The organism is Rhizobium leguminosarum bv. viciae, from assembly GCF_012276115.1.
Lineage (GTDB): Bacteria > Pseudomonadota > Alphaproteobacteria > Rhizobiales > Rhizobiaceae > Rhizobium > Rhizobium leguminosarum_T.
On the sequence record NZ_WIEU01000001.1, the window covers coordinates 233,851 to 260,595 of the forward strand.

Here is a 26,745-nt window from a genome sequence, read left to right on the forward strand (position 1 = left end):
TGGAGGGCGAACGGGAAATGTGAGAGCTAGTTTGTCGCCAGCCTGACATCTCTGCCCTTTGTCGCGCTAAGGACTTCGTGGAATGCGTTGAACGCGCTGGGGCGATCATTCCTGCGGTAGACGAGCAGCGTCTCGACAGGGCCTAGCTGATGGGTCTGGACAGGCGTCGGCCAGTGCATGAGGTCAAGGACGGATCGTGGCATGACACCCGCCGTATTCCCGGTCGCAACACTCGCCAGGATCGCGTGGTAGGAGCCGAGTTCGCTCGTCGGCAGCGCGCTCGATTTGCGCGCCCAGTTTTCGGCGATCCTGCGATAGGTGCAACCAGGCTCCAAAGCGGCGAGCGATCCGACACGCAGGTCGGCGGCGGATTTGATCGAGGGATGCCCGGACGGCAACACGATCAACAGGTCCTCGACGAAGACCGGCTCGATCTCGAGCGCCTTGAGTTCGGCATCGAAGCTCGAGTCTTCCTCGCGCATCGCCTTAGGCGGTCGGGCAATCAGCGCGCAATCCAGCGCATCGGCCAGAACGTCGCGGGTCAGATCGCGGGACGCCCCCATCGTCAGATGAAGCGACACATCAGGCCACATCTGATTGAATTGCGTCAGCGCCGCCGGCAGCCTGCTTGCCGCCGTGCTCTCCATGGTGCCGACCCGCAATGTCCCCGATGGGGCGAGAGGCCGCACGGCCTGGCGCGCTTCGAGCGCAAGCGCCATAAGCCGGTTGGCATAGCCGAGAAATGTCTCGCCCTCCCGCGTCAACGTCATCTTCTTGCCGTCACGGCTGAAGAGGGAAACGCCGAGGTCCTCCTCCAATTGCTGGATGCGCGTCGTCACATTCGACGGCACCCGCCCGACGGCCTTGGCAGCCTTCGTCACGCTGCGGTCGCTGGCGACAGCGAGGAATATGTCGATCGATGAAAGGTCCAATGAAAAGATCTCGTTTCCGGAATTACGACGTTAGATAATTCTCTATATAAAAATCATTGCGCAGGCTCAAGCCGGTTTCCGCATCGGGCGAAAAAACGCCATCCGCGGACCGGACAGGCAAGCGATTGCCGAAAAAAGGGTCGCGACGCCGAGGAAATAGCCATGCAGGCGGCGACATTGCCTCTGCCGGATGAGGATTTTAGGGTTTGGGGCTGGCATGAGGTTTGCATCCGCAAGGCCATCCGCAGATCGATCGGCGACGACCTTAATGTTGCAACTTGTCTTGACCTGTCTCCTTCTGAGCGTCGCTTCAGGCTTGAGCATGCGCCGTTTTCTCCTGCCGTATTTCCCAGGCGGCGATCTCGCCGAGAAATCCGCCCCTGTGACGATCGTCGCAAGCGCCGTCTTTCTGGCGGCAGTCGCTTTCACCGTTTCCGATCAGGAGCTTTGGGCAAAATCCGTCATCCTGCTGCTCGGCCTTTCGCTGGCGGCGATGTTCGGCGATGCGAGACCCAGGCTGACGATCGCCCTCTCCGCCGTCAGTTTGGCGGCCTATCTCGGGCTGCGTTCGATTAGCTGAGCCATCCAACCATCACGCAAACAGATCAGTGTGATTGAACACCGCAGTTCATCGCCCGGTGCCGAAGTCCAAACGAGGCGTTGCATCCGCCGACGAAATCATTCGTCAACAGCGCCACATCTTACAACCTGAAACATCCCCCGACCGCGGACAGGAAAGACTTCGCGCAATACGGGAAAATGATCTCCATTGAAGAATATTCCCCCACTGTTATTCTCCACAGTAGAACATTTGCCGAGGCACGCCGGGATCGCAACGGCTCCCGTGCCGCACGGATGTTCGAGTTGCGCCGATGATGAGGAGGCGAGTGGCGATCATGGACAGCGGCCCGGCAGGAAAAATCTGGTCGGAATGGTATGCGTGGCACCCTGTCTTTCCGATCGATGACTCAGTGTTCTGGCTCGAGACCGTATACCGCCGGGAAAGCCCGGAAGGTTTCTGGCAATATCGTTCGTTCCGGCCCGAATTCGAACGTCAGCAGGCTCTGATCTGCATACCCATCTGTCCCGGCGCTTAAAACCCGGCACATGGTCAGTAGGCTTGCCTCAACCGAGTGCCTGGCTGACGAGCGCATAGGTCTTCGGCTCGGGCCCTACTGCGCGCCCGGCAACCGGAAGCCAGGGGCCACCGAGCGACATGGTCGTTACGATATCGTAGACAGGAAGACCGCAGCGGGAGAGGAAATCGGAAAAGGCCCCGCCCTGCTCGCGTGTGTCGAGGCGCAGGAACGCTCCTGCGTGCTCGACCGCATGCGGGCGGACGACGGCGATCGCGTCTGCGTCACTGCGCGCCACGACGGGACCGATGACATGGCCGCGCCCGAACCGCCGGCAAAGCGAGAATGCCTCGATCCGGCCGGCGCGGTTCAACACGATGCCCTTGGAATCTGCCAGGAGCCGGGCCAGGAGCAGTTTGCGATCCGTGCCGAAGGCCACGCAATCCAATTCGGCGATCGCTTCCAGATCGCCAGCCTCGACGGCCCGTATCACGGCGCCGGACGGCGGCGCCACATCCGGCGGCAAGATCGCTTCGCCTTGGCATTGAAAGACGAGCGCCTCCCGAACAAAGTTCAGGGACCGATAAAGACGGCGCGCTGCGCGCGTCGCATTCAGCCCGAGGTTGCGCCCGGCGACCTGATTGAGCGCATGGCCCATCAGCCACTGCCCGGCGCCATTGGTTTGAAGACGCGGCGAGGTGATGACCATACCGACTGTGGCAAATTGCGCGTCATAGGGAAACCACATCGCAGAGCCCAGGATACGGCCGATGTCATCGATCGCCACGATGCCCTGGCCGAACTCCCGCAGGAACTGCCAGTCCTCACCGCGATGAGGCCATGCGACGGTCATCGAAAGTGCATGCAGCTTGTCGAGGGCAACGCTGTCGATCCCGGCGATATGCGTCTCGAAACTATCGACGAGCCTGGATTCGGATGCCTGTTCACTCACTCCCACCCCCTGCCGCTTTTTCCGGCCAAGCCTACGCTTGGGAACTTCTCTGCCCAGACTAGAACAGATCGTTCGATACAATTCACTGGTGAGGCCGGCGCAAACACAACAATCGACCAAATCCGCTGCGCTTTCGGCAAATAAAGCCTGGACCGCCCTCTAAAGTCATTGACTGGGCCTGACCGCGCGCAGTCGCCGTTTACCGTGAGAACCTGAAATGTCGCCTCCCCTCAGCCGAGTTGCAAGCACCTCGAAGATCCCGCACTGTGAGGAATTCCATGCAGGCAATTGAAGTTCTGGAAAGGCTCGTTGGCTTCCCCTCCGTCGTCGGCACGCCGAACGGCGAGATCGTGGCGTGGATCCGGCATTATCTGCAAAGCCACGGCGCTGTCGTCACGGAGCTGCCCGGCCCGGAGGGCGATCGGTCGAACCTCTTCGCGACGATTGGCCCGAAGGAAACGCCGGGCTATATCCTCTCGGGCCATATGGACGTGGTGCCCGCCGCCGAAGGCGGCTGGACCAGCGATCCGTTCCACCTGCGCGCCGAAGCGGACTGCCTCTACGGTCGCGGCGCCACGGATATGAAGGGCTTCCTGGCCGCAGTTCTCGCGGCCGTTCCGGCGCTGGCGGAAACACCGCTTCGCCGACCCATCCACCTCGCCTTTTCCTATGACGAGGAGGCGGGCTGCCGCGGCGTGCCGCACATGATCGCGCGCCTGCCGGAGCTCTGCGCCACTCCGCTTGGCGCGATCATCGGCGAGCCGAGCGGCATGCGGGCAATCCGCGCCCACAAGGGCAAGGCCGCCGCCCGGCTGACAGTCAGGGGCCGCTCCGGCCATTCCTCGCGTCCGGACCAGGGACTGAACGCAATCCATGCCATCACCGACGTCCTGGCTTGCGCTCGCGCCGAAGCCGAACGGCTCACACGCGGCCCGTATGAGCCTGTCTTCGAACCGCCCTATTCCTCGCTTCAGGTCGGCACGCTGAAGGGCGGCCAGGCGGTCAACATCATTCCCGACAGTTGCGAGGCCGAGTTCGAAGCGCGGGCCATTTCCGGTGTCGATCCGATCACGTTGCTGGCTCCACTGCGAGCAACGGCCGAGGCGCTGTCACCGCTCGGCTTTCAGGTGGAATGGCGCGAACTCAGCGCCTATCCGGCGCTTTCGCTTGCCGCCGATGCGCCGCTTGCGGCGCTGCTTGGCGAACTGACCGGCGCCGAGCCGCTCGCCGCCGTCAGCTACGGCACGGAGGCCGGGCTTTTTCAGCGCGCCGGCATCGATGCGATCATCTGCGGCCCCGGCGACATCGGCCGCGCCCACAAGCCGGACGAATTCATCCTCGCCGGCGAACTGCTCGCCTGCCAGGCGATGGTCGAGGCGCTTGGCCGCCGCTGCGTCTGATGACATCGAGATCAAGGAGCCGACGCAATGACCTTTCTCTTCAATTCCGATGCGAAGCGCGGCGCCATCTTCGCCGAAACCTTTGCGCGCGAACTGCCCCAAATTGCCTTCTCCATGGATCCCCAGTCGGTCGAACCGGACGCCGTTCGCTACCTGATCACCTGGACCGTGCCGGAGGATCTCGCGCGCTACCGCAATCTCGAAATCCTGTTTTCGATCGGCGCCGGCATCGACCAGTTCCGTATCGATGCGGTGCCGGCATCGGTCAAGGTGGTGCGCATGGTCGAGGACGGCATCATCAGGATGATGCAGGAATATGTGACGCTGGCCGTCCTTGCGCTCCATCGCGACCTGCCGACCTATCTCGACCAGCAGCGGCGCCGGACCTGGCAGACGGTCGCTCCTAGGCAGGCCTCCGAACGCCGTATCGGCGTGCTCGGCCTCGGCATGCTTGGCAGCGCCGTGCTCGAACGGTTGCAGCCCTTCGGCTTTCCGCTTTCGGGCTGGAGCCGCAACCCGCGCGAGATCAACGGCATCCGATGCCTGAGCGGCCGGGACGGCCTCAATATTCTGCTTGCAACCACCGACATTCTGGTCTGCCTGCTGCCGCTGACGGATGAGACGCGCGGCTTCCTGAATGCCGGCCTCTTCGCCGGACTGCCGCCCGGCGCAGCACTCGTCCATGTCGGTCGCGGCGCTCAGCTCGACCATCAGGCGCTCATCGACGCACTCGACGCCGCGCATCTCTCCGGCGCCGTCGTCGACGTCACCGAGCCGGAACCGCTGCCCGCGGACCACGCCTTCTGGAACCATCCGAAGATCCTGCTGACGCCGCACATTGCGAGCGTCACCCAAGCGGAAACCGCCGCGGCCGCCGTGATCGGCAATATCAAGCGGCATCAGGCGGGCCTCGATCCGATCGGACTGATCGATCGCAGCCGCGGCTACTGAGTTCTCAACCTAGGAAGCAAAATCATGTCCCTCCTCAAGACGATCGACACCAACCCATCCTTCGCGCCGCGCGAGTCCAGTCCCCTCCCAGAACGGCTGATCTCGGGCAATCCGGCCTTCAAAACCTGGGCGCAGGATGTCGCCCGTGGCGAGACGGTTCATAGCGGCGTGTGGGAAGCGACGCCCGGCGAGACGCGCTCGATCAAGGGCGAGACCTTCGAGTTCTGCCATATTCTGTCCGGCCTGGTCGAACTCACGCCGGAAGGCGGTGAACCGGTGGTCTACAAGGCCGGCGACAGCTTCGTCATGAAGCCGGGCTTCGTTGGCGTCTGGAAGACGATCGAGACAGTGCGCAAGATCTACGTCACCGTGTCGTGACGCCGACGCCGTAGATTTGACTGCGGCGGCGACGAAAACGCAATTTTTCGCCGCTGCGGCATCCCCGGTCGATGCATGCTGCTCGCCTTCCCCAGTTAGGCTCGTCTCAGCCCATCCCGAGGACATGCGATGACACTCAGCTTCGATCCGAACACGATTTCCCTGCCCGTCGGACATTTCATCGGCGGCCGGCTGGTTCCGGCCGAGGCCGTCATCGACATGCATCGCCCATCCGACGGCAAGGCCTATGCCGGCTGCCCGCTGGCCGACGAGGCGCTTGTCGACCACGCCGTCGAAACAGCCAGGACCGCATTGAAGACGAGTAATTGGGGTGGCGTACGGCCACGCGAGCGCACCGTGGTGCTGCAGCGCTGGGCGGACCTGATCGAAGCCGAGGCGGAGACCCTCGCCAGGCTGGAAGCCCTTTCCTCGACACGACCCGTCGGTCATCTCGTCGCCGGCGATATCGCCGTCACCGCCGAACAGATCCGCTTCTTTGCCGAATTCGCCGACAAGGAAGGCGGCGACCTCGTCCCGACCGACGATGCGAACTTCGGCATGATCATGACGGAACCTTATGGCGTAGTCGGCGCCATCACGCCCTGGAATTTTCCCTTGTCCATGGCCGGCTGGAAACTCGGCCCGGCGCTGGCGGCAGGCAATGCGGTGGTGCTGAAGCCATCGGAAATGACGCCGTTTTCGACGCTCTATCTCGCCGAACTTTCGGTGCGGGCCGGCCTGCCGGCAGGTCTCGTCAACATCGTGCTCGGCGACGGCCCGACCACCGGAAATGCGATCACCGGACATCCGGGCATCTCCAAGGTCAGCTTCACCGGTTCGACTGCGGCCGGCGCGGCGATCATGACCAACATCGCCCGCACCGGCGTGAAGCCGATGACACTGGAACTCGGCGGCAAGAGCCCGCAACTGGTTTTCGCCGATGCCGATCTCGATCTTGCAGCCGGCGCAATCGCCGGCAGCATTCTCTCCAACGCCGGTCAGGCCTGCGTCTGCGGATCCCGCCTCATCGTCGAGGCGAAGGTGGCGGACGCGCTCGCAGCCGCACTCGTCGAGAAGCTGGCCGCCATCCGCCCCGGCCCCACCTGGGACGAGGCGACCGATTATTCGCCCGTCATCTCCGAACGACAGATCGCCCGCATGGACGGCATCATCCGCGCCGCGATCGACGGTGGCGCCGAGTGCCTCACCGGTGGCCGCCGGCTCGACCGCGAAGGATATTTCTACGCACCGACCCTGATTTCGGGGGTAACGGCAACATCGCCGGCGGTTCTTGAGGAAATTTTTGGACCGGTCCTGACCATTCAGACCTTCGAGGACGAGGAAGAGGCGCTGAGCCTCGCCGACCATCCGGCCTATGGGCTTGCCGCCGGCCTCTTCACCCGCGACCTCTCACGCGCCATCCGCGTGACCCGCCGCCTCCAGGCCGGCACCGTCTGGGTCAACCGCTACGGCCGCTCGCGCGACCATATCCTGCCGACCGGCGGCTACAAGCAGTCCGGCATCGGCAAGGATCTCGGCCGCGACGCCTATCTCGCCAACCGCAAGAGCAAGAGTGTGCTCATCAGCCTGTGAGGATCTGCGATGAAAACCTACAAGATCGCCCTTCTGCCCGGAGACGGCATCGGCCGCGACGTGACGGCAGCAGCCTGGGTCGTGCTCGAAAAGGCAGCTCGCCTGAACGGATTTTCTCTTGACGCAACCAGCTATCCCTGGTCCTGCGACTACTATCTGGAGAACGGCAGCATGATGCCCGCGGACGGCATCGAAACGCTCAGATCCTTCGATGCCATCCTGCTCGGCGCCGTCGGCTGGCCTCGCAAAGTGCCGGATTCCGTGTCGCTGCATGGGCTGCTGCTGCCGATCCGCAAGGCCTTCGTGCAATATGCCAATATCCGCCCGCACCGGCTGCTGCCGGGTGTGCACGGACCGTTGCGGTCTGACGGCTTCGATATCCTCTGCATCCGTGAAAACACCGAGGGCGAATATTCCGGTGCCGGTGGTCGCGTCCACCAGGGCACCGATAATGAGGTAGCGGTCGAGACCTCGATCTTCACCCGCAAGGGGGTTGAACGCATCCTCCGTTTCGGCTTCGAGCAGGCGCGGACACGACGCGGCAAGCTTGCCTCGGTGACGAAGTCCAACGCCCAGAAATATTCGATGGTCTTCTGGGACGAGATCACCCAGAGGCTTTCTGCGGAATATCCAGATGTCGAGGTGACCAGCTACCATATCGACGCCATGGCTGCCCGCATGGTCATGGCGCCGGATAGTCTCGACGTCGTGGTCGCCTCCAACCTGTTCGGCGATATCCTGACCGACCTCGGCGCCGCCATCCAGGGCGGGCTCGGCTTTGCCGCCTCCGCCAATATCAATCCCGATCGCTCGGCGCCATCGATGTTCGAACCGGTCCACGGCTCGGCGCCCGATATCGCTGATCTCGGCATCGCCAATCCGATCGCCGCCATCTGGTCGGGCGCAATGATGCTGGAGCATTTGGGAGAAGCGGCTGCCGCCGCAAGGGTGATGGCATCAATCGAGGCGACGACGGCACGCAGCATCGGCGCAATTCCCGGCAAGGACAAGACCGACGCCATCACGGCATCGGTGCTTTCGGCACTTGGCTGATCAATGGAGAACAGAATGAACGGATTGAGGGATAGCAGCCTGCTTCGTCAGCAGGGACTGATCGACGGAGAATGGCGGGGGGCCGCGGCCGGGCACACGATCGAGGTGATCGATCCGGCGACCCAGCATGTGCTGGGCACGGTACCCGACATGGACGGAGCCGATACGAGGGCGGCAATCGTGGCGGCGGAAAAGGCCTTTGGTCCATGGCGCGCAAAGACCAATGCCGAGCGCGGCGCGTTGCTGGAAGCCTGGCACGATCTGATGCTCGACAATATCGAGGATCTGGCGTTGATCCTCACCAGGGAGCAGGGCAAGCCGCTGACGGAAGCACGCGGTGAAATCCGCTATGGCGCCTCGTTCATCAAATGGTTTTCCGAGGAGGCGCGCCGCATCGGCGGAACGACCATTCCCTCGCCGACGACGGACCGGCGGATCGTCGTTCTAAAGGAACCCGTCGGCGTGTCGGCGATCATCACCCCATGGAATTTTCCGAATGCGATGATCACCCGCAAGGTCGGGCCGGCGCTCGCCGCAGGCTGCACCGTCGTCGTCAAACCATCGGACCTGACCCCCTTTTCGGCGCTGGCGCTGGGTGTATTGGCGGAGCGCGCCGGCATCCCCAAAGGGGTGATCAATATCGTCACCGGCATGCCGGCCGGCATCGGCGACGAACTGATGGCGAACCAGACCGTCCGCAAGATCTCTTTCACCGGCTCGACCCGCGTCGGCTCGCTGCTGATGCGCGGCGCGGCCGACAGTGTCAAGCGGCTCAGCCTCGAACTCGGCGGCAACGCGCCCTTCATCGTCTTCGACGATGCCGATCTCGATCTGGCCGTGGAAGGCGCGATCGCCTCGAAATTCCGCAATGGCGGGCAGACCTGCGTCTGCGCCAACCGCCTTCTCGTCCAGTCCGGCGTCTACGAGGCCTTTGCCGCCAAACTTTCCGCGCGCGTATCGGCGATGAAGGTCGGGGCCGGCACGGATGCAGGCACCGATATCGGGCCGATGATCAACAAGGCGGCGATCGAGAAGATCAAGCGTCATGTCGACGATGCGGTGGAAAAGGGAGCGAGGATCCTCGCCACCGCAGATTCCGTGCCTGAAGGCGATCAATATGCGGTGCCGATGGTGCTCGGCGGTGCGACGACCGAGATGCAGCTCGCCAGCGAAGAGACGTTCGGACCTGTTGCCCCGCTTTTCCGTTTCGACAACGAGGAAGAGGCGATCCGCATTGCCAACGCCACGCCCTTCGGGCTTGCGGCCTATTTCTACACCGGGAGCCTGAAACGCTCCTGGCGTGTCGCCGAAGCGCTCGAATTCGGCATGGTCGGCCTGAACACAGGGGCGATCTCGACCGAGGTGGCTCCCTTCGGCGGCGTCAAACAATCCGGTCTTGGCCGCGAGGGCGCGCAGTGCGGCATCGAGGAATATCTCGAAATGAAGAGCTTCCACATCGGCGGGCTCGCCTGACTACAGGAAAACAAAAGAGCGCCGGGACATCATCTCGGCGCTGGATGATCGGAGCGACTGTCGATGCTCCTGCTGGAGCAACTCCGACACGTCGTTTTAAGTACTCCGCAGCCTTTGGCGGATGCCTGCAAAATTACGGTGCCCAAACAACATTTCTTTGACGCTGCTTTGACGGCAGGATGCTACGGCCGCTTTGCGAAGTTACGCAGAGGGATTTCAACCGGTTATGCTTCAGTTCGATCATCGTCATAGCATAGATTTACATTTCGCAATCCCGGTTTCCCTTCCCGGTTGCTTGTCAGGAGCCGAAGTTGTGGCAGACTGGCCCCTGGATGCCAGGTTTTCCGGCCGCCAAACGAGCGTATCGGAGGCAGCGGGGGCGGGGCCGTTGGATCGCATAAACAAGGAGCACTATCCGTTTCGGATGTTCCTGCTCGGGCCTTTTGCCCTTGTGGACGCCGGGGGGCGGTCGGTTGCTCCGAAATCCAAAAAGGCACAGGCTCTTCTGGCAATGCTTGCATTGTCCACCCGGGGCTCGCGCTCGAGAATCTGGCTTAGGGACAAGTTATGGAGCGATCGCTCCGATGACCAGGCGGCAGCCAGTCTACGCCAGGCGCTTTTGGACATTCATAAGAGTCTGGGGCCGGCACGCGATCTCTTGATTGCGGATAAGAATACCGTTTGGCTGGATACGGACCGACTCGTGCTCGATACCGACCTGATGATTCGGACGGAGCGGTCTCCGGATCAAGTCACCGACGAATTGCTCGAAGGCATCGACATCCGCGATCCCGAATTCGAGGACTGGTTGGCGCTGGAACGGCAAAACTGGTATCGCCGCCTCGATGAAGGACAAGTCCACGACGTCTTCGAGCCGCGACAGCAACCGAGCCGCGATATCGCCAAACATTCCGCCCTGCTGCCGTTAACAGGCGCCCCGGATACGTCGAGAACAGGCAAACCCGTGGACATCGCCAGCAGCGGCCCAGATGGGCGGCGGGGCGGCGGTGGCTGGCAATGGATGATGGCTCTTCTGTCCCCCATCGTGGTGGGTGCCGGAGAGGGCGGACAAATTGCTGCGACACGGTTCCAGAACCTCATTGCAAAAGCCATCATCGATGGGCTGGGCTTTGGCGTCACCGACCTCTCCTTCACCTTGCCGCATATTGAAGAGAACGAACAGCAGATCAGCCTTCCCATATGCCTACAGCTTCGCCTGACGTTTGATGGTGACATGGTGCTGATCGAGCTGGTGATGAAGCACCTGATCAACAACCGCATTCATTGGCTGGGCAGTCAGGCAATCAACCGCACGCAGTTCGAGCGGGGCGAGTTCGGCATCGCCGCTGCGCTGATCAGCCAGGCCGTCGATCAGTTGGCCTATTTCCAAGAGATCCAGGCAACCGACAGCCGATTGTCGCAAGACGGTCTCCTGATCGACGCCGTCAATGCGATCTTTCGGCTGTCGCGCGACGACCTCGATAACGCGGAACGGCGGCTGGAAGAACAGATCCAGTATCAGCCGCGATCATCGACTTTTGCCTGGCTGTCATTCATTCGGACTTTCCAGGTCGGCCAGCGTTTCAACGCGCTGGACGCGCATCTGATTGAGGAAGCCCAGGCCTATGCACGCAAGGCGCTGGAACTCGATCCGCAGAATTCCGTGTCGCTCGCGCTCGTCGGCCACGTCCATTCGTTCCTGTTCGGCGAATACGACTATGCGGCCAACCTGTTCGAAAAATCGATCCGCCTGAATCCGGCCCTGCCGCTCGGTTGGGACCTCTACGCGATGCTGCACTGCTATGCAGGCCAGCCCGACAAGGCGGTGGCGATGGCGCGTTGGGTACAAGAGCTCGGCGTCTACAGCCCGCATAAATATTACTTCGATACGACCAAATGCATTGCGGCAGCGCTTGCAGGCGACCATGCCGCAGCCATAGTTGCAGGCGAAGAAGCCTTGCGGGCACGGCCGAACTTCAACAGCCTGCTGCGCTATCTTGCCTCCAGTCATGCCCATTCCAACGATCTCGGCGGCGCGCGGCATTACCTGCAGCGTCTTGAGGCAGTCGAGGGCGGCTTCTCCATCAACGACTTCCGCGGCAGCGGCTATCCGCTGCTCGACACAGGCGGCGGCCAGATCTTGATCGACGGCCTGCTCAAGGCCGGCGCCAAGCTGCGCTGAACCCCGGACAATTTTTCACATCATCGCGCAAGGAGGCTGCAATGGAAGCGGACACTGCCCACGAATCGCAATCAAAATTAGTTTTATTTCTAAACAGTTATAAATTCAGGATTGAGCCGGATACGGTCCTTCCATGCGAACCGAGGGACGACGCCGGTGCTGATCCTCTCGCCGGTGCGTCGCCGGCTGAACCTGATGCAGCCTCCGAACCTGCGCTTTTCCCCGGCACGCGTGAAGATGCATCGCCTTTGGCCGGGCCGGTGATGGCCACGATGGCCGTAGCCTCGGTCCTCACGAGCGTGGCGAACAAGTCGGTGCTCAACAAGGCGTCACTGAACAAAAACAAGAACAAAAATAAGAATAAGAATAAGAATAAGAACAAGTCGACGATGGACGGCGCCAGCCTCGGCGTGTCGCAGCTTATCCCTTCCTTCGAGCTGCGCAGGCTGCACCAGCAGCCGTCACGCAACGCCTATACCGCGGCGCGGCGCTTCACCTGGGAAATGCTGGATATACTTCCACCGCCCGGCCCGGATTATACCCGCCTCGAAACGACGGTGCTGCTCTCCATGCAGCGCCGCGACCGCGAGCGCGCGCGGCGCCTTCCCGACATCCAGATCGAGTCGACGATCTCCGTGGGGGAATTCACCCGCGCATTGCATATCGAGGATCTCGGCGGTTTCGAGCAGACGGAAGGGCTTTTCCAGGCGATCCTGGCAGCCTGCGAATATGTCGGACTGATCTACAAGAGCCAGTTCAATCGGCTGCGGCCAAACCAGTTTGAGCCCATGCTGCGGCCGTTGCTGGCCGTGCCGGTCCACGAGTCCTATCCCAGCAACCATTCGTTCCAGTGCTTTTCGATCGCCTTTGCGTTCTCGACGATCCTGCCGGAACATCCGGCCACCGACGAGCTTGCCCGCATCGCCCAGAACGTCGCCGAAAATCGCGAATGGGCCGGCCTGCACTATCCGAGCGACACACATGCAGGGCGAGATCTCGCCCGACGCTTCGCTCCCTACCTCCACGACGCCTTCGGTCCTCTGTTCCAGGCCGTACACGACGAATGGGTCTGAATTCTCCAGCTGCTGCTCAACAGGGTTACAACCATGACGGATCAAACAAGAATGCCTGAGCCCGCGCCGATCAACTACTACTATCTCTGGCACCTGACTGCTCTTGGCGTAGTCGACGCGGAATACGGATCGGCTCCGCCGACGCCTCCAGCGCCCGATGCGAGCGCCGCACGCGCGCTCCCCGATCCCCTCATCACCGGCACGGTCTGGGATACCATCGCTTCCGCCGGCGCTTCCGCCGGCCCGCTGCGACCCGCACGGGTCGCGCTGATCGATGTCGGCGTATCTCCGGATCATCCCAATCTGGCAACCCGGCTTGACCGGGAGGCGTCAATCGATTTGACGACCCATCGTTACGGCGCGCGCGTGCGCGAAATTCTCGATACGACCACGTCCTTCGACCGCGAGGAAAGACATGCCTTCTTTGCCGGGCTCGACATCGCTCCGCTCGGCAATATCGGCCTTTCCAACGACGACCGGGACTATCTCGGTGATCTGGTTGCCGAATACGCCGCGTCGGAGGGTGTTCTCCGGCGGCTCTACAATCCGGAATCGCTGTTTGCGTCGCATGGTACCTGCTGCGCAGGGCTGATCGTCGGCGAACCCGCCGTTGTTGCGGAAGAAGGCACGCCAAGCCTTCCGCCGGAAGGAGCCTTCTACGGAAATGGCGACGAGCTGCGTACGAGCGGCAATCGCAATGTCATCCCCTATTTCGGCGTTGATCCTTTCTCAAGGCTCATCTCGATCAAAACATCCTTCGAAGACGATGTCAGGCAGTTCATTGCGGCCTTCCTTTATGCCTATCTTCAGAAAGCAGACGTGATCGTCTTGCCACGCGGTCTGCCCGACCCGAAACGCAGCATCGTTGATCCGAAGAACGAGCTGAAGGCCGACCTGGAATTATGGAAAAACCAGGATGCCGCCAATCTGTTCACGCGCATTGCCGTTGCTGATCAAGGTGGGCCTGAACTTGAGCCGAAGGCCGCGCAGAAAGGCTCCAATCCGGATCGCCCATGGCACGTCCTCAAACAACTCATCCTCGCCATCAGCCGGCACATCCCGATTGTCTGCGCCGCAGGAAACAGCGGCGAGAGCCAGCTGATCTATCCGGCAAGTCTTGCCGCCGACGACAACGGCATCATAGCCGTTGGAGCCGTTACCGTCGAAGGTTTCCGTTCGGGCTACAGCAATTACGGCGAAGGCTTGACGGTTGTCTCCCCCTCCGACGACGGGGAGGTGTTCAACAGGCATCAGTTGCGCCTCGACCGGCTTTCTCCATTTGCCGCGCAGCACGACTACAGCGCCTTTCGAACGCGGGAATACTACTATTCGCACTTCTCGCTGCTGACGACGGACCTATCGGGGATTTTCGGCTATGATCGTGGCTCCGATCCGTGGTCGGCCATCGTGCCGTTCGGAACCAATCTCGGCATCGGGGGCGGATACTATACCACATTCGGGGGCACATCAGGCGCGTCGGCGCAGGTGGGCGGGCTATGTGCCCTTATACAGCGGGCCTACAAAAGCCGCCACAATCCCGGCGACCGCCTCTCGGGGCCTCAAGTGAAATCAATTCTGAAGACCGCATCCCGCCTGGACGCCATTGTCGCGCCCGGAACGAGGAAATTGACGGCGGATTGCATGAACGCCGAAAGCGAGGACGCCGTCGAGATGGCCTATTTCTTTGGATCGGGACTGCCAAATGCGCGGGCGGCGGTGCAGGCAGCCCTGGCCATCTGAACGCCCGGAGGATGCTATTCCGAGATTCCAAGCCCCCTTTATCGAGGGGGCTTTTTCTTTGGTTACCCCCCTTTTTACGGATTTTTAACGCGGTACTGGCGGGCGAATGACGCCCTTGGGCAATAGTGCCTCTCAACGGACGGCGCATACCGTTCCGATGCCCGACGAAGCCGGCCCGAACCGGGGCATCTTCGCCCGACATGCAACCTCGATCTACCAGAAGACAAACCCACGGAGGCCTCGATGTCCGCGTCTCGCATTGAACAATTGGCAGATGAGGCACGTCACCTGCTCAGGGGCAATCCCCTGATGGCAAGCACTGCCTCCCTGCAGCGCGTCGCAACTCGCAACCTTTTAAAACGACGCTTCCAATATGGGTGCACGCTTGCAGCTGCTTCGAAGCTTACCGATTGTTCGGCCGGGGTGGAGACGCTGTCAGGTTATTTCCCCGGCCTTGCAGGTGGCGGATACACTCGCCTGCTGGAACTTCCCCCAACGATCGCGGAACCGGTCAGTTCCGACCCTTATCGTTCGTCCGTGCTCGCAGCCTGGATGAATGGGCTCGCGCGGAGCCTGGAATGGCAGGCGGGAGGCCCCGATGCGCAGATCGTCAGCGGCTATCTGCAGTCGGATCTGATCGCATCGGATCTTGAACTCGAACGTCAGCCGGCACGCCGGCTCTCTTGCGGCATCGGCCTCGTCCGCATCGAAAGCCTGGCGCGGAGCCGTGTCATGCAAGCCCTCCTCGGCCAATGCATGCCGAACTATCGCGGTTCCGACGACCCCACCACTGACAACGCGGAATTGGATCACATTGCCGATCATCTGGAGAGCGCCCTCGCGCTAGTAGCGGAATTGGACAGATACGGCTATCAGCGCCTGATCGCCGGCCTGCACACGCTTTACATTGGCGTGCGACGCGAACCGCCGTGTTCGTTCTCGAGTTCGAACGAATTGCCGGGCAGCGCGATCATCGTGCTTTCCAGAGAAAGATTGCGCGACGGCGATCATGCCGCGACCGCGGCCCAACTGCTTCACCAAGCGGGGCATATCCTGCTGGGGTTTTATACGACCTCGGCGGCGGCATCCCTGCCTGGCGAGTTCCAATATGTTTCCCCATACAAGGAGGATCTACAGACGCTCGAGAGCATCCTGCACGTGGTGTACACCATTCCCTGGGAGTGCGCCTTCGGCATGGCATGCCTATCCAACGAGGCGGATCCTGAGCGCCGCGCCTGGAAGACGGCATTCATAATTACCTATGCCGCGCGGCAGGTCCCGCTCATCGATATCGCTCGGAAAGGAATCGAACGTCTCGGCGGCGATGTCCTCCTCGACCTCCCAGACATCGCCGCCATTCCTTCCTGGAGTAGCCGGATCCTGTTCCTCGTGGGCCAGTTGCTTGCCGAAGAGCCCATTGCGCACCGCCAGGCGCACTTTGCCGAGCGCCAGCGCGTTCTCGATCGCCAAGCCTGGGATATCGGACAGATGCTGCTGCGCGGCAAAGAGCCGGTCGATCCTCGGATGGGCCGGCGAGAGATCGATGACAGCGGCGACAATGTCAGCCTCTGGTATGACGGCAAATTCCACGTGATCGCGAAGGCCGCCGACCATGCGATGGGCAAGGACTACGGTCGCTATGCCGAGACCATCCGCGGATATGCGCCCAGCGAGATGGAGGCGATGTGATGGTCAATGATCGGTCCAAACGATTGTCAGCGACCGCCACGGCGTCCGTCGACTTCCCGAACCTCGTCACCCACAGCCTTGGGCGGGGCGGCCGGGGGGCTCTGTTCACCGGCAATAGTGCCGATTCTGTCGAGGAACAGAGCCCCTATGTTACCAGGTCTGCATTCGTCGTCTCGTTGAAGGCTTCCGATATGCCGGCGGAGGACGAATATGACTCCGCCGCAATCGATCACCACGACGCCATCCTGACGCCTCTTTGCCATCGGCAACGCGACGTCGCACGGTTTGGCGATATCGACTTCGTCATCATCGGATGCGGCGACTTGGGCTCGCAGATCGCCATCCAGCTTGCGGCCCTCGGCGCGCGCCATTTCCTTCTCGTTGATGCGGATCGTATCGACGAGAAGGATTTGAACCGTCTGCCATGGGCAAGCGAGGCGAATCTCGGCTGGCTGAAGACGGACAGGCTGGCGACCCATCTGGCCGCGGGTTTCTCGGCCTATGTCTTCGCGCTGCCGGAATTTGCGGAAGGCGCCTCGGCGCTGCGGTTAATCGCAGACTACGCTAATAACCCGTTCTTCATTTTCGCCGGCGACGATTCTCGTCCAGCCCAAGATCTCCTGTCGGCCTGCCGAGCATTGAAAGCCGGCCTGCCGCCGCATCTGCATGTGGGCCGCTCGGCAAACTATTGCATGGCAGGTCCTTTGGTCTTGGTGCATGAGGACGTATGTTCCGTCTGCCATTGCGCCACCCAAGTCGCAACCGACGACAGCTTTCGCACCCCGCCGGCCGCCGTCGACAACCCATTGGTCGCCGGCCTTGCCGTGTCGCAGATCGCCCAAAACTGCCTTTCGAGACACTCGGTCGCCCGGGGACGCCAATGGATATTGGACCTCAAAGGCGATCAGGCCGAGCTGTGCACTCTTAAAACACCCCAAATGTAAGGTATGTCCATGATCGCGCTATTTTCCTCGGAATATTGTAGCCCCGTTGGCGCAACTGCCGGAAAGAACGATGAGCTGACGATAACCGAAGCTCTTCGTGATCCGCTGATCGCCATCGTGATGCGAGCGGATGGCGTGACCTCCGAAGAATTCAAGCGACTCCTTGAGGCGGCAGCCGGTGAGCTAAAAGCCAATCTCGCTAACTCTATCCACGGAAGTGGGAAGGAGCAGGCGACGAGAACGCCCGCTCCTTCCCACCAACGGGAGGATAGGCGACGTGATTGTCGAAACGATACGGAAGATGGTTGACGAGCACGTGTGGCCAATCTCGGTCCGAACCATGACCCGGCATTGGCACTGGCCGTCCTGCGGAGTTCAGGGGCAATGAGATTCGATATGGTGAGAAAGTTCCCAACGATAATTCTTGTTTTTGCCGAAGGGAAAGATCGCAAGGTGATCCGTACCGCTCACGAGGCTGCCCAACTGTTGCTGAAGGAATGGCCCACCGACGATGGTGAGGAATTCCTCACAGCAGTGAGAATCTGTTTGGAGGTCCTTACCGGAGAGAGCGAACCCGAGCAATTGCATGAGGCAATCGTCCGCGCGGCATATGAAGCGGGTATTGCAGTGATCACGACTGATAACCGCCTTGGGATTCTCCGGATCTATCCAGTCAGCGAGGCCAGATAGTTGCCCCCCGCGCAGGTGCTCATCGCAATCCTGCCCCCATCGAGCCGCTTCGGCTGCAATCGGACTGATCCGGTCCGTTACTGGAAGCGATCGAGCGTCTTGTAATAGAGCCCGACGAGCGGCAGGAACCACGGCTTTCCGAAATGGCCGGGAACGGCCGGCCATTCGAGCCCCTTGATCGGATTACGGTCGACCTTGCCGAGGATGGCGTCGGCCATGATGATGCCGAGATGGGTGGAGAGCTGGGCGCCGTGGCCGGAATAACCCATGGCATACCAGACACCATCGACATAGCCGGCGCGCGGATAGCGGTCCTTGGTCATGTCGACGAGCCCGCCCCAGCAATAATCGATCTCGACGCCGGCAAGCTGCGGGAAGATTTCAGCCAGGCTGGCCCGCAGAATGTCGCCGCTCCTTGCGTCGGAGCGCTGATTGGATGTGGCGGAAAAGCGTGCGCGGCCGCCGAAGATCAGCCGCCTGTCGGGCGACAGCCGGAAATAGTTGCCGATGTTCATCGACGTGACGCAGGTGCGGTTGCCCGGCATCGTAGCTGCGATTTCGGCGTCGGTCAGCGGACGGGTGGCGATCAGGAAGCTGCCGACGGAAACGATCCGGCGGCGGAAATAGCTGAAGAGCGACGGCGTATAGGCGCCTGTCGCGACCAACACATGGTCTGCGGTAACGGTGCCGCGTGCGGTCGTAAGGCTGTGGCGGCCGTTGCCCTGCCGGTGGGCGGTCACCGCCGCGCTTTCAAAGATAACGGCGCCATGACGGGCGGCCGCTGTGGCGAGCCCGGCGACATAACGGCCCATATGCATCATTGCACTCTTCTTCGAGAGCATGGCGCCATGGAAAGGCGAGCCGACCTCGCTTTTCAGATCACTCGCGGTCAGAAGTGCGGTGTCCGGATCGACCTCTTTGTGAACAGCCTCGAAATTGCGGGCAATGGCATCGAAATGCTGCGGCTTGGAGGCAAGCTTCAGCTTGCCGGCGCGGCGGAAATTGCAGTCGATCCCCTCTACGGCGATGATCGCCTCGATCGTGTCGATGGAATCGTCAAACGCCTTGTAGAGGGCGACGGCCCGCTCCACGCCGAGTGCTGATTTGGCGGAGAGGAAACTGTGGGCGAGCCCGTTGTTGAGGTGGCCGCCGTTGCGCCCGGACGCCCCCCAGCCGACCCGTTGGGCCTCCAGCACGACAACTTTGACGCCGGCCTTTGCAAGCTGTCGCGCCGCGGCAAGCCCGGTGAAGCCGGCGCCGATGACGGCGACGTCGTAATGTCCTTCGACGGGGCCTTGAGCGCCGCCGGCAAAGGCTTGGGCCGTGTCGTGCCAGTAGGATTCGAACTGCATGCGCGTGTCCTCGTCAGAGCCCGACGACGCCAGGCAGGCCCGAGATATCAGGAATTTCGACATAGCCGTAATAGGGGTTGGCCGGCTCATGGCCGCGATTGACCCAAACCTTGTTCTTGATGCCGAGATCGTGGGCCGACATCAGGTCATAGCGGAAGGAGGACGAGCAATGCAGCACGTCTTCCGGCCCGCAGCCCAGCATATCGAGCATATATTCAAAGCCCTTGAAGCGTGGCTTATAGGACTGCGCCTGCTCGGCGGTATAGACCGCATGGAAGGGCGCGCCCAGTTTTTCGACGTTCGACATGATCTGTGAATTCATCGCGTTGGAGAGGATGACCAAAGGGATTTCCTTGGCGACCTTGGCGAGACCGGCCGGAACGTCCGAATGCGGCCCCCAGGTCGGAACCCGCTCATAGATCATCCGGGCGGCTTCGTCGCGAAATGTCACGCCGTTGCGCTTGCATGTCCGTTCGAGCGAATTGTGCACCACCTCGGCATAGGGTTTCCAGTCGCCCAGGATCTCGTCGAGCCGATAGGCGGCGAAATTCTTGATGAACTCCGCCATGCGCCGCTCGTCGAGCTCTTCGCCGTAGAGATCGCGTGCCGCCTCCGCCATCTGAAAGTTGGTTAGCGTGCCGTAGCAGTCGAAGGTGATGTATTTCGGACGGAACGTCGTCATTTGAGTATCCTTGAGCGATCGGAACTGGGGACGTGTCACAATCATAGGCATCGCTTCACCCACAGCTCGCCTGAATTGCCGCCATCGGAAGCAGAATCTATCGTATCGAAAGCAGGGTTTGGCAGAAGGTTGCGCGCTTGCCCGCCGTCAACGAGCGGCGGAGTGACGCATTCAATCGCCGTCGTGATTATGATCGTGATGCGACGGGAGGTCGAGGCCGAAGGTGTTGACGAGATCGGCCACTTGGGCCGGGCTGAGGAAACGGGGATTGAGGTTGCGCAACAGCAGATAGAGCTTCGCCGTTTCCTCCAGTTCCTCGGTCGCAAAGACCGCCGCTTCCAGGCTGTCGCCGGCGACAACAGGTCCATGATTGGCCAGAAGCACTGACGAATATTTGCCCGCCAGTCCGCGGATGGCGTCGGCCACCGCCGGATCGCCGGGACGATAATACGGCACCAGCGCGGTTTCGCCGGCGCGCATCAGATAATATGGCGTCATCGGCGGCAGGGCGGCGCGCGGATCGATCTCCGGCAGCATGGTCAATGCCACTGCGTGGGTGGAGTGAAGATGGACGATGGCGCGGGCGCTGCCGCGCGTATCATAGAGGGCAGTGTGCAGCGGGATCTCCTTGGTCGGCTTGTCGCCGGACAGGAGCCGGCCTTCGGCATCGAGCCTGGAGATCCGTGCCGGGTCGAGAAAGCCGAGCGAAGCGTTGGTCGGCGTGACCAGCCAGCCGCCATCCTCCAGCCGCAACGATATATTGCCCGACGAACCAGGCGTCAGCCCGCGCTCGAACAGCGAGCGGCCGTATCGGCAGATTTCCTCACGCAGGCGCGCGTCGGACATGACAGTTCCTCCAATATTACGCGGTTGCCCCTTCGATCAGTTCAAAGCCGAGATCGACGGCCTGCGGCGGCGCATTAGTGACGACCAGCTGCGCGGCGATCTCCCCGGTCGCGACTCGCGGCGTTCGGATGGTCGACAACGGCTGCGGTGTTGCCCGGCCGATATCCAGGCCGTTATAGCCGAAAATGGCGAGCTTCGAGGGGATCGCGATTCCCTCGGCCAGACAATGAAAATAGCCGCCCAGCGCCATGTCGTCGTTAGAGAAATAGACCGCATCGAGATCGGTCGTCCGGGCGAGAAGCCGCTCCAGCCCCAACCTGCCATTTTCCACGGACGAAGCGCCGGCGAGAATTTCGTGGGCGACGAGCGGGGTGTCATGCGCATCGAGCGTTTCGCAAAAGCTGGAAAACCGCTTGCCGGCGCGGGTATCGCGGTTCAGGTCGTGACCGACATAGCCAATTCGGCGATAGCCCCGCTTCAGCAGGAAGGCAGCGCTCTCCCGCCCGGCCGCGCGGTTCGAGAAGCCGACGGCGATATCGAGAGCTTCGCCGTCCAGATCGAGCAGCTCGACGACCCGGCACCCGCTGGCGCGCAGCATCTTCACCGTACCCTCGGTATGCTCGCATCCCGCCAGCATGACCGCCGCCGGCCGCCAGGCGAGCATCGCGGCGGCGAGCGCTTCCTCCTTGCCCGGATCATAATCGGTCACGGAGAAAACCGCCTGATACCGGTTTTCCTCCAGAACGGCACTGGCACCGCGCAGCACATCGGGAAAGACGATGTTGGACAAAGAGGGAATGACGAAGGCAACGAGACGCGAACCGGTGGAGGCGAGCGTTCCCGCGATCCGGTTCGGCACATAACCCAGCCGCTCGACGGCGGCCATCACCCGCTCCCGCGTCTTGCCGGAAAACGAACCGTGGTTGCGCAGTACGCGCGACACCGTGCTCTCGCCAACACCGGCCGCTTCCGCGACCTCGGCAAGCGTTACCGTCGGTTGATGTTTGAATTCCATCGTTGCGTTTGAACCCGACTGTTGTGGTGGTTGCCCGGCCTGCCCGGCCGATGACCACCGCGTTGCCACCATTTTTCACCGCTGTCGCCAAGAAGCAAGGTTTTTTTGGCAGCGCTACCAATTTGCTGTTGGCAGCGCTGCCAAAATGATTTAATGAGAATGGCAGCGCTGCCAAAAAAGTGGCACGGCGTGCCGCGGGAGGACCTCAAGGAGACCGCGGCAACAATCGGAGGAGAAAATCATGACGCTGCAGACGCAAGCGCCAGTTGTTGGCATACATCCCGCCCAGACGCTCGAAGACCGTGCCTATGGCAAGGTATTCTGGCGCATCGTACCCTTTTTGATGCTGTGCTACGTGATCGCCTATCTCGACCGCGTCAATGTCGGCTTCGCCAAGCTGCAGATGTCAAGCGAACTCGGCCTCTCGGAAGCCGCCTATGGCATCGGCGCAGGCATTTTCTTCATCGGCTATTTCCTGTTTGAAGTGCCGAGCAACATCATCATGAACAAGGTTGGCGCACGGGTGTGGATCGCCCGCATCATGCTCACCTGGGGCATCATTTCCGCCGCCTTCATGTTCACCTCATCGGAAACCGTCTTCTATGTGCTGCGTTTCCTGCTGGGCGTTGCCGAAGCCGGATTTTTCCCCGGCATCATTCTTTATCTGACCGCCTGGTATCCGGCCCATCGCCGCGCCAGGATCATCACCACCTTCATGTCGGCGATCCCGATATCCGCCATTTTCGGCAATCCGCTTTCGGGTCTCCTGATGGACAGTTTCCACGGCACGCACGGACTTTCCGGCTGGCAGTGGATGTTCCTGATCGAAGCCATTCCGGCTATTCTTTTCGGCGTCGCGACGTTCTTCTACCTTGATGATACGATCCAGCGCGCGAAATGGCTGAGCGATGAGGAAAAACGCGTGCTGACGGCCAATATCGAGGCGGAGAACCGGGCCAAGACGGCAAGCCCGCACAGCATCGGCGCAACGCTGACCGACCGCCGCGTCTGGCTGATGTGCCTGATCTATTTCTGCTTCGTGCTCGGGCAGTATGGCCTGAATTTCTGGATGCCGACCATCGTCAAGGCCTCGGGCGTCAACGGAAACCTCAATATCGGCCTGATTTCCGCGATCCCCTATATCTGCACATTCGTCGTGATGCTGGCGCTCGGACGTTCCGCCGACAGGCTGCGCGAACGCCGCTGGCACCTCGTCATCCCAGCCCTCATCGCCGCCGGTGGTTTCGTCGCGGCGACGATGGCGACGAGCACGACCGTCTCGATTGTCTGCCTCTCGCTGGCTGCGGCCGGCGCCATCAGTTGCGCGCCGCTGTTCTGGTCGCTTCCGACAGCGTTTCTCGCCGGCACGGGCGCTGCGGCCGGCATTGCCTGGATCAACTCGGTCGGTAATCTCGCCGGGTTTCTCGGGCCGTTTCTGGTAGGCTATCTCAAAGACTTCACCGGCACCAACAGCGCCGGCATGTATCTGCTGGCGGCTGCCTTGGTCATCGGTTCGCTGGCCGTGTTGACGGTTCCTGCGAAAACCGTCAATCGCTGAACAACAGCCCCTCCGGGATGGCACCCGGAGGGGCGCAGATCTTTCTCAAGAGACTGGAGAACCTCCTCATGTCACCGCTTGCTGAAAATCCGGGCTCGGCCGTTGTCGCAGCCGTCATCGGACTTGGTTCCATGGGGCTTGGAATGGCCCGGTCGATGAAGCGCGCGGGTCTCGATGTCGTTGGGTATGACATCACGCCGGCGGCAGTGGACCGCTTCGTCGCCGAGGGCGGACGTGGCGCGGCGACCCCTGCCGCTGCGGCAAAGGATGCCGACATCGTCGTCTCCGTGGTCGTCAACGGCGCGCAGACCGAGGCTGTGCTGTTCGGGTCTCAAGGCGTCGCAAATGCGATGAAGTCCGGCGCCGTCTTCATCTCGTCGGCCACCATGGATCCCGCCGTCGCGCGCGATCTGGCCGGGCGGGTGGAGGCTCTCGGCCTGCATTACCTCGACGCGCCGATTTCGGGTGGCGCGGCCAAGTCGGCGCGGGGCGAACTGACGATCATGGCTTCCGGCTCCCGACAGGCCTTCGGCGCGGCGCGCCCGGGTCTCGACGCCATGGCGAGCAAGGTCTACGAGCTTGGCGACGAGGCCGGAAAAGGTGCTGCCTTCAAGATGATCAACCAGCTTCTCGCCGGCGTGCACATCGCGGCCGCCTGTGAGGCGATAACCTTCGCCGCCAAGCAGGGCCTCGACCTCGGCAAGGTCTATGAGGTGATCACGGCTTCGGCCGGCAATTCGTGGATGTTCGAAAACCGTGTGCCGCATGTATTGGCCGGAGATTATACTCCGCTCAGCAGCATCGAGATTTTCGTCAAGGATCTCGGTATCGTCCAAGACATGGCCCGCTCCGAGCGTTACCCGGTGCCGCTCGCGGCAGCAGCCTTGCAGATGTATCTGGCCGCGTCCGGAGCCGGTATGGGGCGTGACGACGATTCTTCGCTCGCGCGGCTCTATGCCAAGCTTTCCGGCGCTGAATTGCCCGGTTCCACCAGAGAGCCGCATAGCCTTTAAAAGGAACGCTACACATGCCGGTTTTCGCCGCCAACCTGACGATGATGTTCAACGAATGGGCGTTCCTCGACCGCTTCGACGCCGCAGCCGAGGCCGGCTTTGCGGCCGTCGAATACCTCTTTCCCTACGAAGCCACGCCCGAGGCAATCGCCGAACGGCTTGCCCGCAACAATCTGCAGCAGGCCTTGTTCAACCTGCCGCCGGGCGACTGGGCAGCAGGCGAGCGCGGCATCGCGGCCCTTCCCCGCCGGTTCGATGCGCTGAAAGCCGATGTCGAGCAGGCCCTGGACTATGCGGCAGCAACGGGCGTCAGGCGGTTGCACCTGATGGCAGGCATCGCCGATTGTCATGACGAAGACGCCACCTCCGCTTATCGGCGCTCCGTAACCTATGCTGCCGGGCGGCTTGCGGAAAAAGGCATCGATCTGCTGCTCGAGCCGATCAACGGGCGAAACATGCCTGGATACTTCCTCAACGACTTCGGCGCCGCCGAGCGGCTGATTGCCGAATGCGGCCTGCCGAACCTGAAGCTGCAGTTCGACATCTATCACCGCCAGATCATCCACGGCGACGTCACTATCGCGTTGCGACACCTGCTGCCGATTGCCGGCCATATCCAGATCGCCAGCGTGCCGTCCCGCAACGAGCCGGATGGGGAGGAGCTGAACTATCCCTATCTGTTCGGCGAAATCGACCGCCTTGGTTACGACGGTTTCGTCGGCTGCGAATACATCCCACGCGGCCGCACACTGGACGGTCTTGGCTGGTTCAAACCTTTTGCACGGAGCTAGACGATGGCTATTTTGCTCGGATCAATCGCCGACGACTATACGGGCGCCTCCGACCTCGCCAACACGCTGACGAAGAACGGTCTGCGCACGGTGCAGACGGTCGGCATCCCTGATCCGTCGCTCGCGTTGCCGGATGTCGACGCCGTGGTCGTTTCCCTGAAGATCCGCTCCGTCCCGGCCTCGGACGCCGTGGCGGCGGCGGCGAGCGCCGAGCGATGGCTGCGCCAGCGGGGTGCCGGCCATGTGCTTTACAAGATCTGCTCGACCTTCGATTCCACCGATGCCGGCAATATCGGTCCGGTCACCGAGGCCTTGAGCGATGCTGCTGGCGGCGGCATCGTACTGGTAACGCCCGCCTTTCCGGAAACGGGACGTACCGTCTATCTTGGCCATCTCTTCGTCGGCGGACAGCCGCTGAACGAAAGCCCGCTCAAGGACCACCCCCTCAATCCGATGCATGACGCCAATCTCGTGCGGGTTCTGACCCGGCAATCGCGCAATGCCGTCGGACTGATCGATCTCACAACCATCGCGGCCGGACACGGCGCCGTCAAGGCGAGGCTCGATGCCCTGCGCACGGCAGGCTGCACTGCTGTTATCGCCGATGCGATTTTCGAGCGGGATCTTGAAACGCTCGGCGAGGTCGCGTTGGAAGCGCCGGTATCCACCGGTGCGTCCGGCCTCGGCCTCGGCCTTGCCCGCGCGCTCGTCCGCTCCGGTCGGATATTGTCCGACGGTGCAACGACGGCGGATGCCATTCGCCCCGTGGGCGGGCTTTCAGCGATCGTTGCCGGCAGTTGCTCCAAGGCGACGCTCCATCAGCTCGACGTCGCCGAACGGTCGATGCCCGTCCTGCGGCTCGACCCGGAGCGGTTGCTCGCCGGTCCGAATGAGATCGCCGCGGCGATTTCCTGGGCAGGAGAGCGCATCGCCGCCGGCCCCGTCGTCATCGCCGCGAGTGCCGCGCCTGAAACCGTATCCCGGCTGCAATCGCTTTATGGGCGAGAGGCCTCCGGCCACGCGATCGAGACCGCAACGTCGATCATCACAGCCGAACTGGTGGAGAGAGGCGTGCGCCGCCTGGTGATCGCAGGCGGCGAAACCTCGGGCGCGGCGGTCGACAGGCTCGCCATTCCGGCATTTCTGATCGGCCCGGAGATTGCGCCCGGCGTGCCGGTGCTGCGCACGATCGGCAATGCCCAGGGCGATATGCTTCTGGCGTTGAAATCCGGAAACTTCGGAGGTGAGGATTTCTTTACGGCCGCGCTGGCGGTGATGCGCTGACAGGGCCTCGTTTCGATGAATATCGGTCGGCTCCAGCATAAGATGCGGCTCCCCATAACAGCAGCGCCATAAGATACT

General features: G+C 62.0%; 25 protein-coding genes. 19 read left to right on the forward strand and 6 right to left on the reverse strand.

Going from position 1 to position 26,745, the window contains the following annotated elements; translation table 11 throughout:
* Nucleotides 1-26: 26 nt before the first annotated feature.
* Nucleotides 27-932, reverse strand: a complete 906-nt coding sequence (locus GFM02_RS01120; protein WP_168320515.1) for a LysR substrate-binding domain-containing protein — start codon at nt 930-932, stop codon at nt 27-29.
* Between the two features lie 268 nt (nt 933-1,200).
* Here GFM02_RS01120 and GFM02_RS01125 point away from each other — a divergent pair, with 268 nt between their 5' ends.
* Nucleotides 1,201-1,512, forward strand: coding sequence for a hypothetical protein (locus GFM02_RS01125; protein WP_168320516.1), 312 nt, complete (start codon nt 1,201-1,203; stop codon nt 1,510-1,512).
* Nucleotides 1,513-1,804: 292 nt separating this feature from the next.
* Nucleotides 1,805-2,029, forward strand: a complete 225-nt coding sequence (locus GFM02_RS01130) for a hypothetical protein (RefSeq protein ID WP_168320517.1) — start codon at nt 1,805-1,807, stop codon at nt 2,027-2,029.
* A 28-nt stretch (nt 2,030-2,057) separates the two neighbouring features.
* Here GFM02_RS01130 and GFM02_RS01135 read toward each other — a convergent pair whose 3' ends face one another.
* Nucleotides 2,058-2,960: a GNAT family N-acetyltransferase gene (locus tag GFM02_RS01135; protein ID WP_168320518.1), complete on the reverse strand. Its 903-nt coding sequence runs from the start codon at nt 2,958-2,960 to the stop codon at nt 2,058-2,060.
* 278 nt (nt 2,961-3,238) lie between these two features.
* Here GFM02_RS01135 and argE point away from each other — a divergent pair, with 278 nt between their 5' ends.
* The 13 genes from argE (at nt 3,239) to GFM02_RS01200 (ending at nt 18,126) form a co-directional block, all read left to right on the forward strand.
* Entirely contained in the window at nt 3,239-4,360 is a 1,122-nt protein-coding gene (gene argE / locus GFM02_RS01140) for an acetylornithine deacetylase (protein ID WP_168320519.1), read from the forward strand.
* Between the two features lie 27 nt (nt 4,361-4,387).
* A complete protein-coding gene (locus GFM02_RS01145; protein WP_168267104.1) occupies nt 4,388-5,311 on the forward strand; it encodes a 2-hydroxyacid dehydrogenase in 924 nt (307 codons plus the stop codon).
* 24 nt (nt 5,312-5,335) lie between these two features.
* Entirely contained in the window at nt 5,336-5,689 is a 354-nt protein-coding gene (locus GFM02_RS01150; protein ID WP_168264296.1) for a cupin domain-containing protein, read from the forward strand.
* A 129-nt stretch (nt 5,690-5,818) separates the two neighbouring features.
* Nucleotides 5,819-7,282: an aldehyde dehydrogenase family protein gene (locus GFM02_RS01155; RefSeq protein WP_168267102.1), complete on the forward strand. Its 1,464-nt coding sequence runs from the start codon at nt 5,819-5,821 to the stop codon at nt 7,280-7,282.
* 9 nt (nt 7,283-7,291) lie between these two features.
* Complete coding sequence (locus tag GFM02_RS01160) at nt 7,292-8,335, forward strand: tartrate dehydrogenase (protein ID WP_168267100.1); 1,044 nt, start codon at nt 7,292-7,294, stop codon at nt 8,333-8,335.
* 15 nt (nt 8,336-8,350) lie between these two features.
* Complete coding sequence (locus tag GFM02_RS01165; protein ID WP_168267098.1) at nt 8,351-9,808, forward strand: NAD-dependent succinate-semialdehyde dehydrogenase; 1,458 nt, start codon at nt 8,351-8,353, stop codon at nt 9,806-9,808.
* Between the two features lie 226 nt (nt 9,809-10,034).
* Entirely contained in the window at nt 10,035-11,990 is a 1,956-nt protein-coding gene (locus GFM02_RS01170) for an SARP family transcriptional regulator (protein ID WP_168267095.1), read from the forward strand.
* Between the two features lie 41 nt (nt 11,991-12,031).
* Entirely contained in the window at nt 12,032-13,063 is a 1,032-nt protein-coding gene (locus GFM02_RS01175) for a phosphatase PAP2 family protein (RefSeq protein WP_168267093.1), read from the forward strand.
* Between the two features lie 33 nt (nt 13,064-13,096).
* Nucleotides 13,097-14,803 carry a S8 family serine peptidase gene (locus GFM02_RS01180; protein ID WP_168267091.1) on the forward strand — a complete coding sequence of 569 codons (1,707 nt, stop codon included), beginning with the start codon at nt 13,097-13,099 and terminating at the stop codon, nt 14,801-14,803.
* 243 nt (nt 14,804-15,046) lie between these two features.
* Nucleotides 15,047-16,492: an aKG-HExxH-type peptide beta-hydroxylase gene (locus GFM02_RS01185; protein ID WP_168320520.1), complete on the forward strand. Its 1,446-nt coding sequence runs from the start codon at nt 15,047-15,049 to the stop codon at nt 16,490-16,492.
* Nucleotides 16,489-17,436, forward strand: a complete 948-nt coding sequence (locus GFM02_RS01190) for a ThiF family adenylyltransferase (protein ID WP_168267087.1) — start codon at nt 16,489-16,491, stop codon at nt 17,434-17,436. The genes GFM02_RS01185 and GFM02_RS01190 overlap by 4 nt, the downstream gene beginning before the upstream one ends.
* A gap of 9 nt (nt 17,437-17,445) precedes the next feature.
* Nucleotides 17,446-17,745, forward strand: a complete 300-nt coding sequence (locus GFM02_RS01195) for a hypothetical protein (protein WP_168267084.1) — start codon at nt 17,446-17,448, stop codon at nt 17,743-17,745.
* A 75-nt stretch (nt 17,746-17,820) separates the two neighbouring features.
* A complete protein-coding gene (locus GFM02_RS01200) occupies nt 17,821-18,126 on the forward strand; it encodes a DUF982 domain-containing protein (RefSeq protein ID WP_064655387.1) in 306 nt (101 codons plus the stop codon).
* 77 nt (nt 18,127-18,203) lie between these two features.
* On the opposite strand, the gene GFM02_RS01205 is transcribed toward GFM02_RS01200, so the two are convergent.
* From GFM02_RS01205 to GFM02_RS01220, 4 genes are all read right to left on the reverse strand, one after another.
* A complete protein-coding gene (locus GFM02_RS01205) occupies nt 18,204-19,478 on the reverse strand; it encodes an NAD(P)/FAD-dependent oxidoreductase (RefSeq protein WP_168267082.1) in 1,275 nt (424 codons plus the stop codon).
* A 13-nt stretch (nt 19,479-19,491) separates the two neighbouring features.
* Complete coding sequence (locus GFM02_RS01210) at nt 19,492-20,160, reverse strand: haloacid dehalogenase type II (protein WP_026188726.1); 669 nt, start codon at nt 20,158-20,160, stop codon at nt 19,492-19,494.
* 171 nt (nt 20,161-20,331) lie between these two features.
* On the reverse strand, nt 20,332-21,006 hold the full coding sequence (locus GFM02_RS01215; RefSeq protein ID WP_168267080.1) for an aldolase: 675 nt from the start codon (nt 21,004-21,006) through the stop codon (nt 20,332-20,334).
* 16 nt (nt 21,007-21,022) lie between these two features.
* Nucleotides 21,023-22,021, reverse strand: coding sequence for a LacI family DNA-binding transcriptional regulator (locus GFM02_RS01220; protein ID WP_168267078.1), 999 nt, complete (start codon nt 22,019-22,021; stop codon nt 21,023-21,025).
* Between the two features lie 241 nt (nt 22,022-22,262).
* On the opposite strand from GFM02_RS01220, the gene GFM02_RS01225 reads away from it, so the two are divergent.
* The 4 genes from GFM02_RS01225 to otnK all read left to right on the forward strand — a co-directional run bounded on the left by GFM02_RS01225 (nt 22,263) and on the right by otnK (nt 26,667).
* On the forward strand, nt 22,263-23,579 hold the full coding sequence (locus GFM02_RS01225; protein WP_168267076.1) for an MFS transporter: 1,317 nt from the start codon (nt 22,263-22,265) through the stop codon (nt 23,577-23,579).
* A gap of 68 nt (nt 23,580-23,647) precedes the next feature.
* Nucleotides 23,648-24,592, forward strand: coding sequence for an L-threonate dehydrogenase (gene ltnD, locus GFM02_RS01230; protein ID WP_168267074.1), 945 nt, complete (start codon nt 23,648-23,650; stop codon nt 24,590-24,592).
* 14 nt (nt 24,593-24,606) lie between these two features.
* Complete coding sequence (gene otnI, locus GFM02_RS01235; protein ID WP_168267073.1) at nt 24,607-25,383, forward strand: 2-oxo-tetronate isomerase; 777 nt, start codon at nt 24,607-24,609, stop codon at nt 25,381-25,383.
* 3 nt (nt 25,384-25,386) lie between these two features.
* Entirely contained in the window at nt 25,387-26,667 is a 1,281-nt protein-coding gene (otnK, locus tag GFM02_RS01240) for a 3-oxo-tetronate kinase (protein WP_168267071.1), read from the forward strand.
* Nucleotides 26,668-26,745 lie beyond the last annotated feature (78 nt).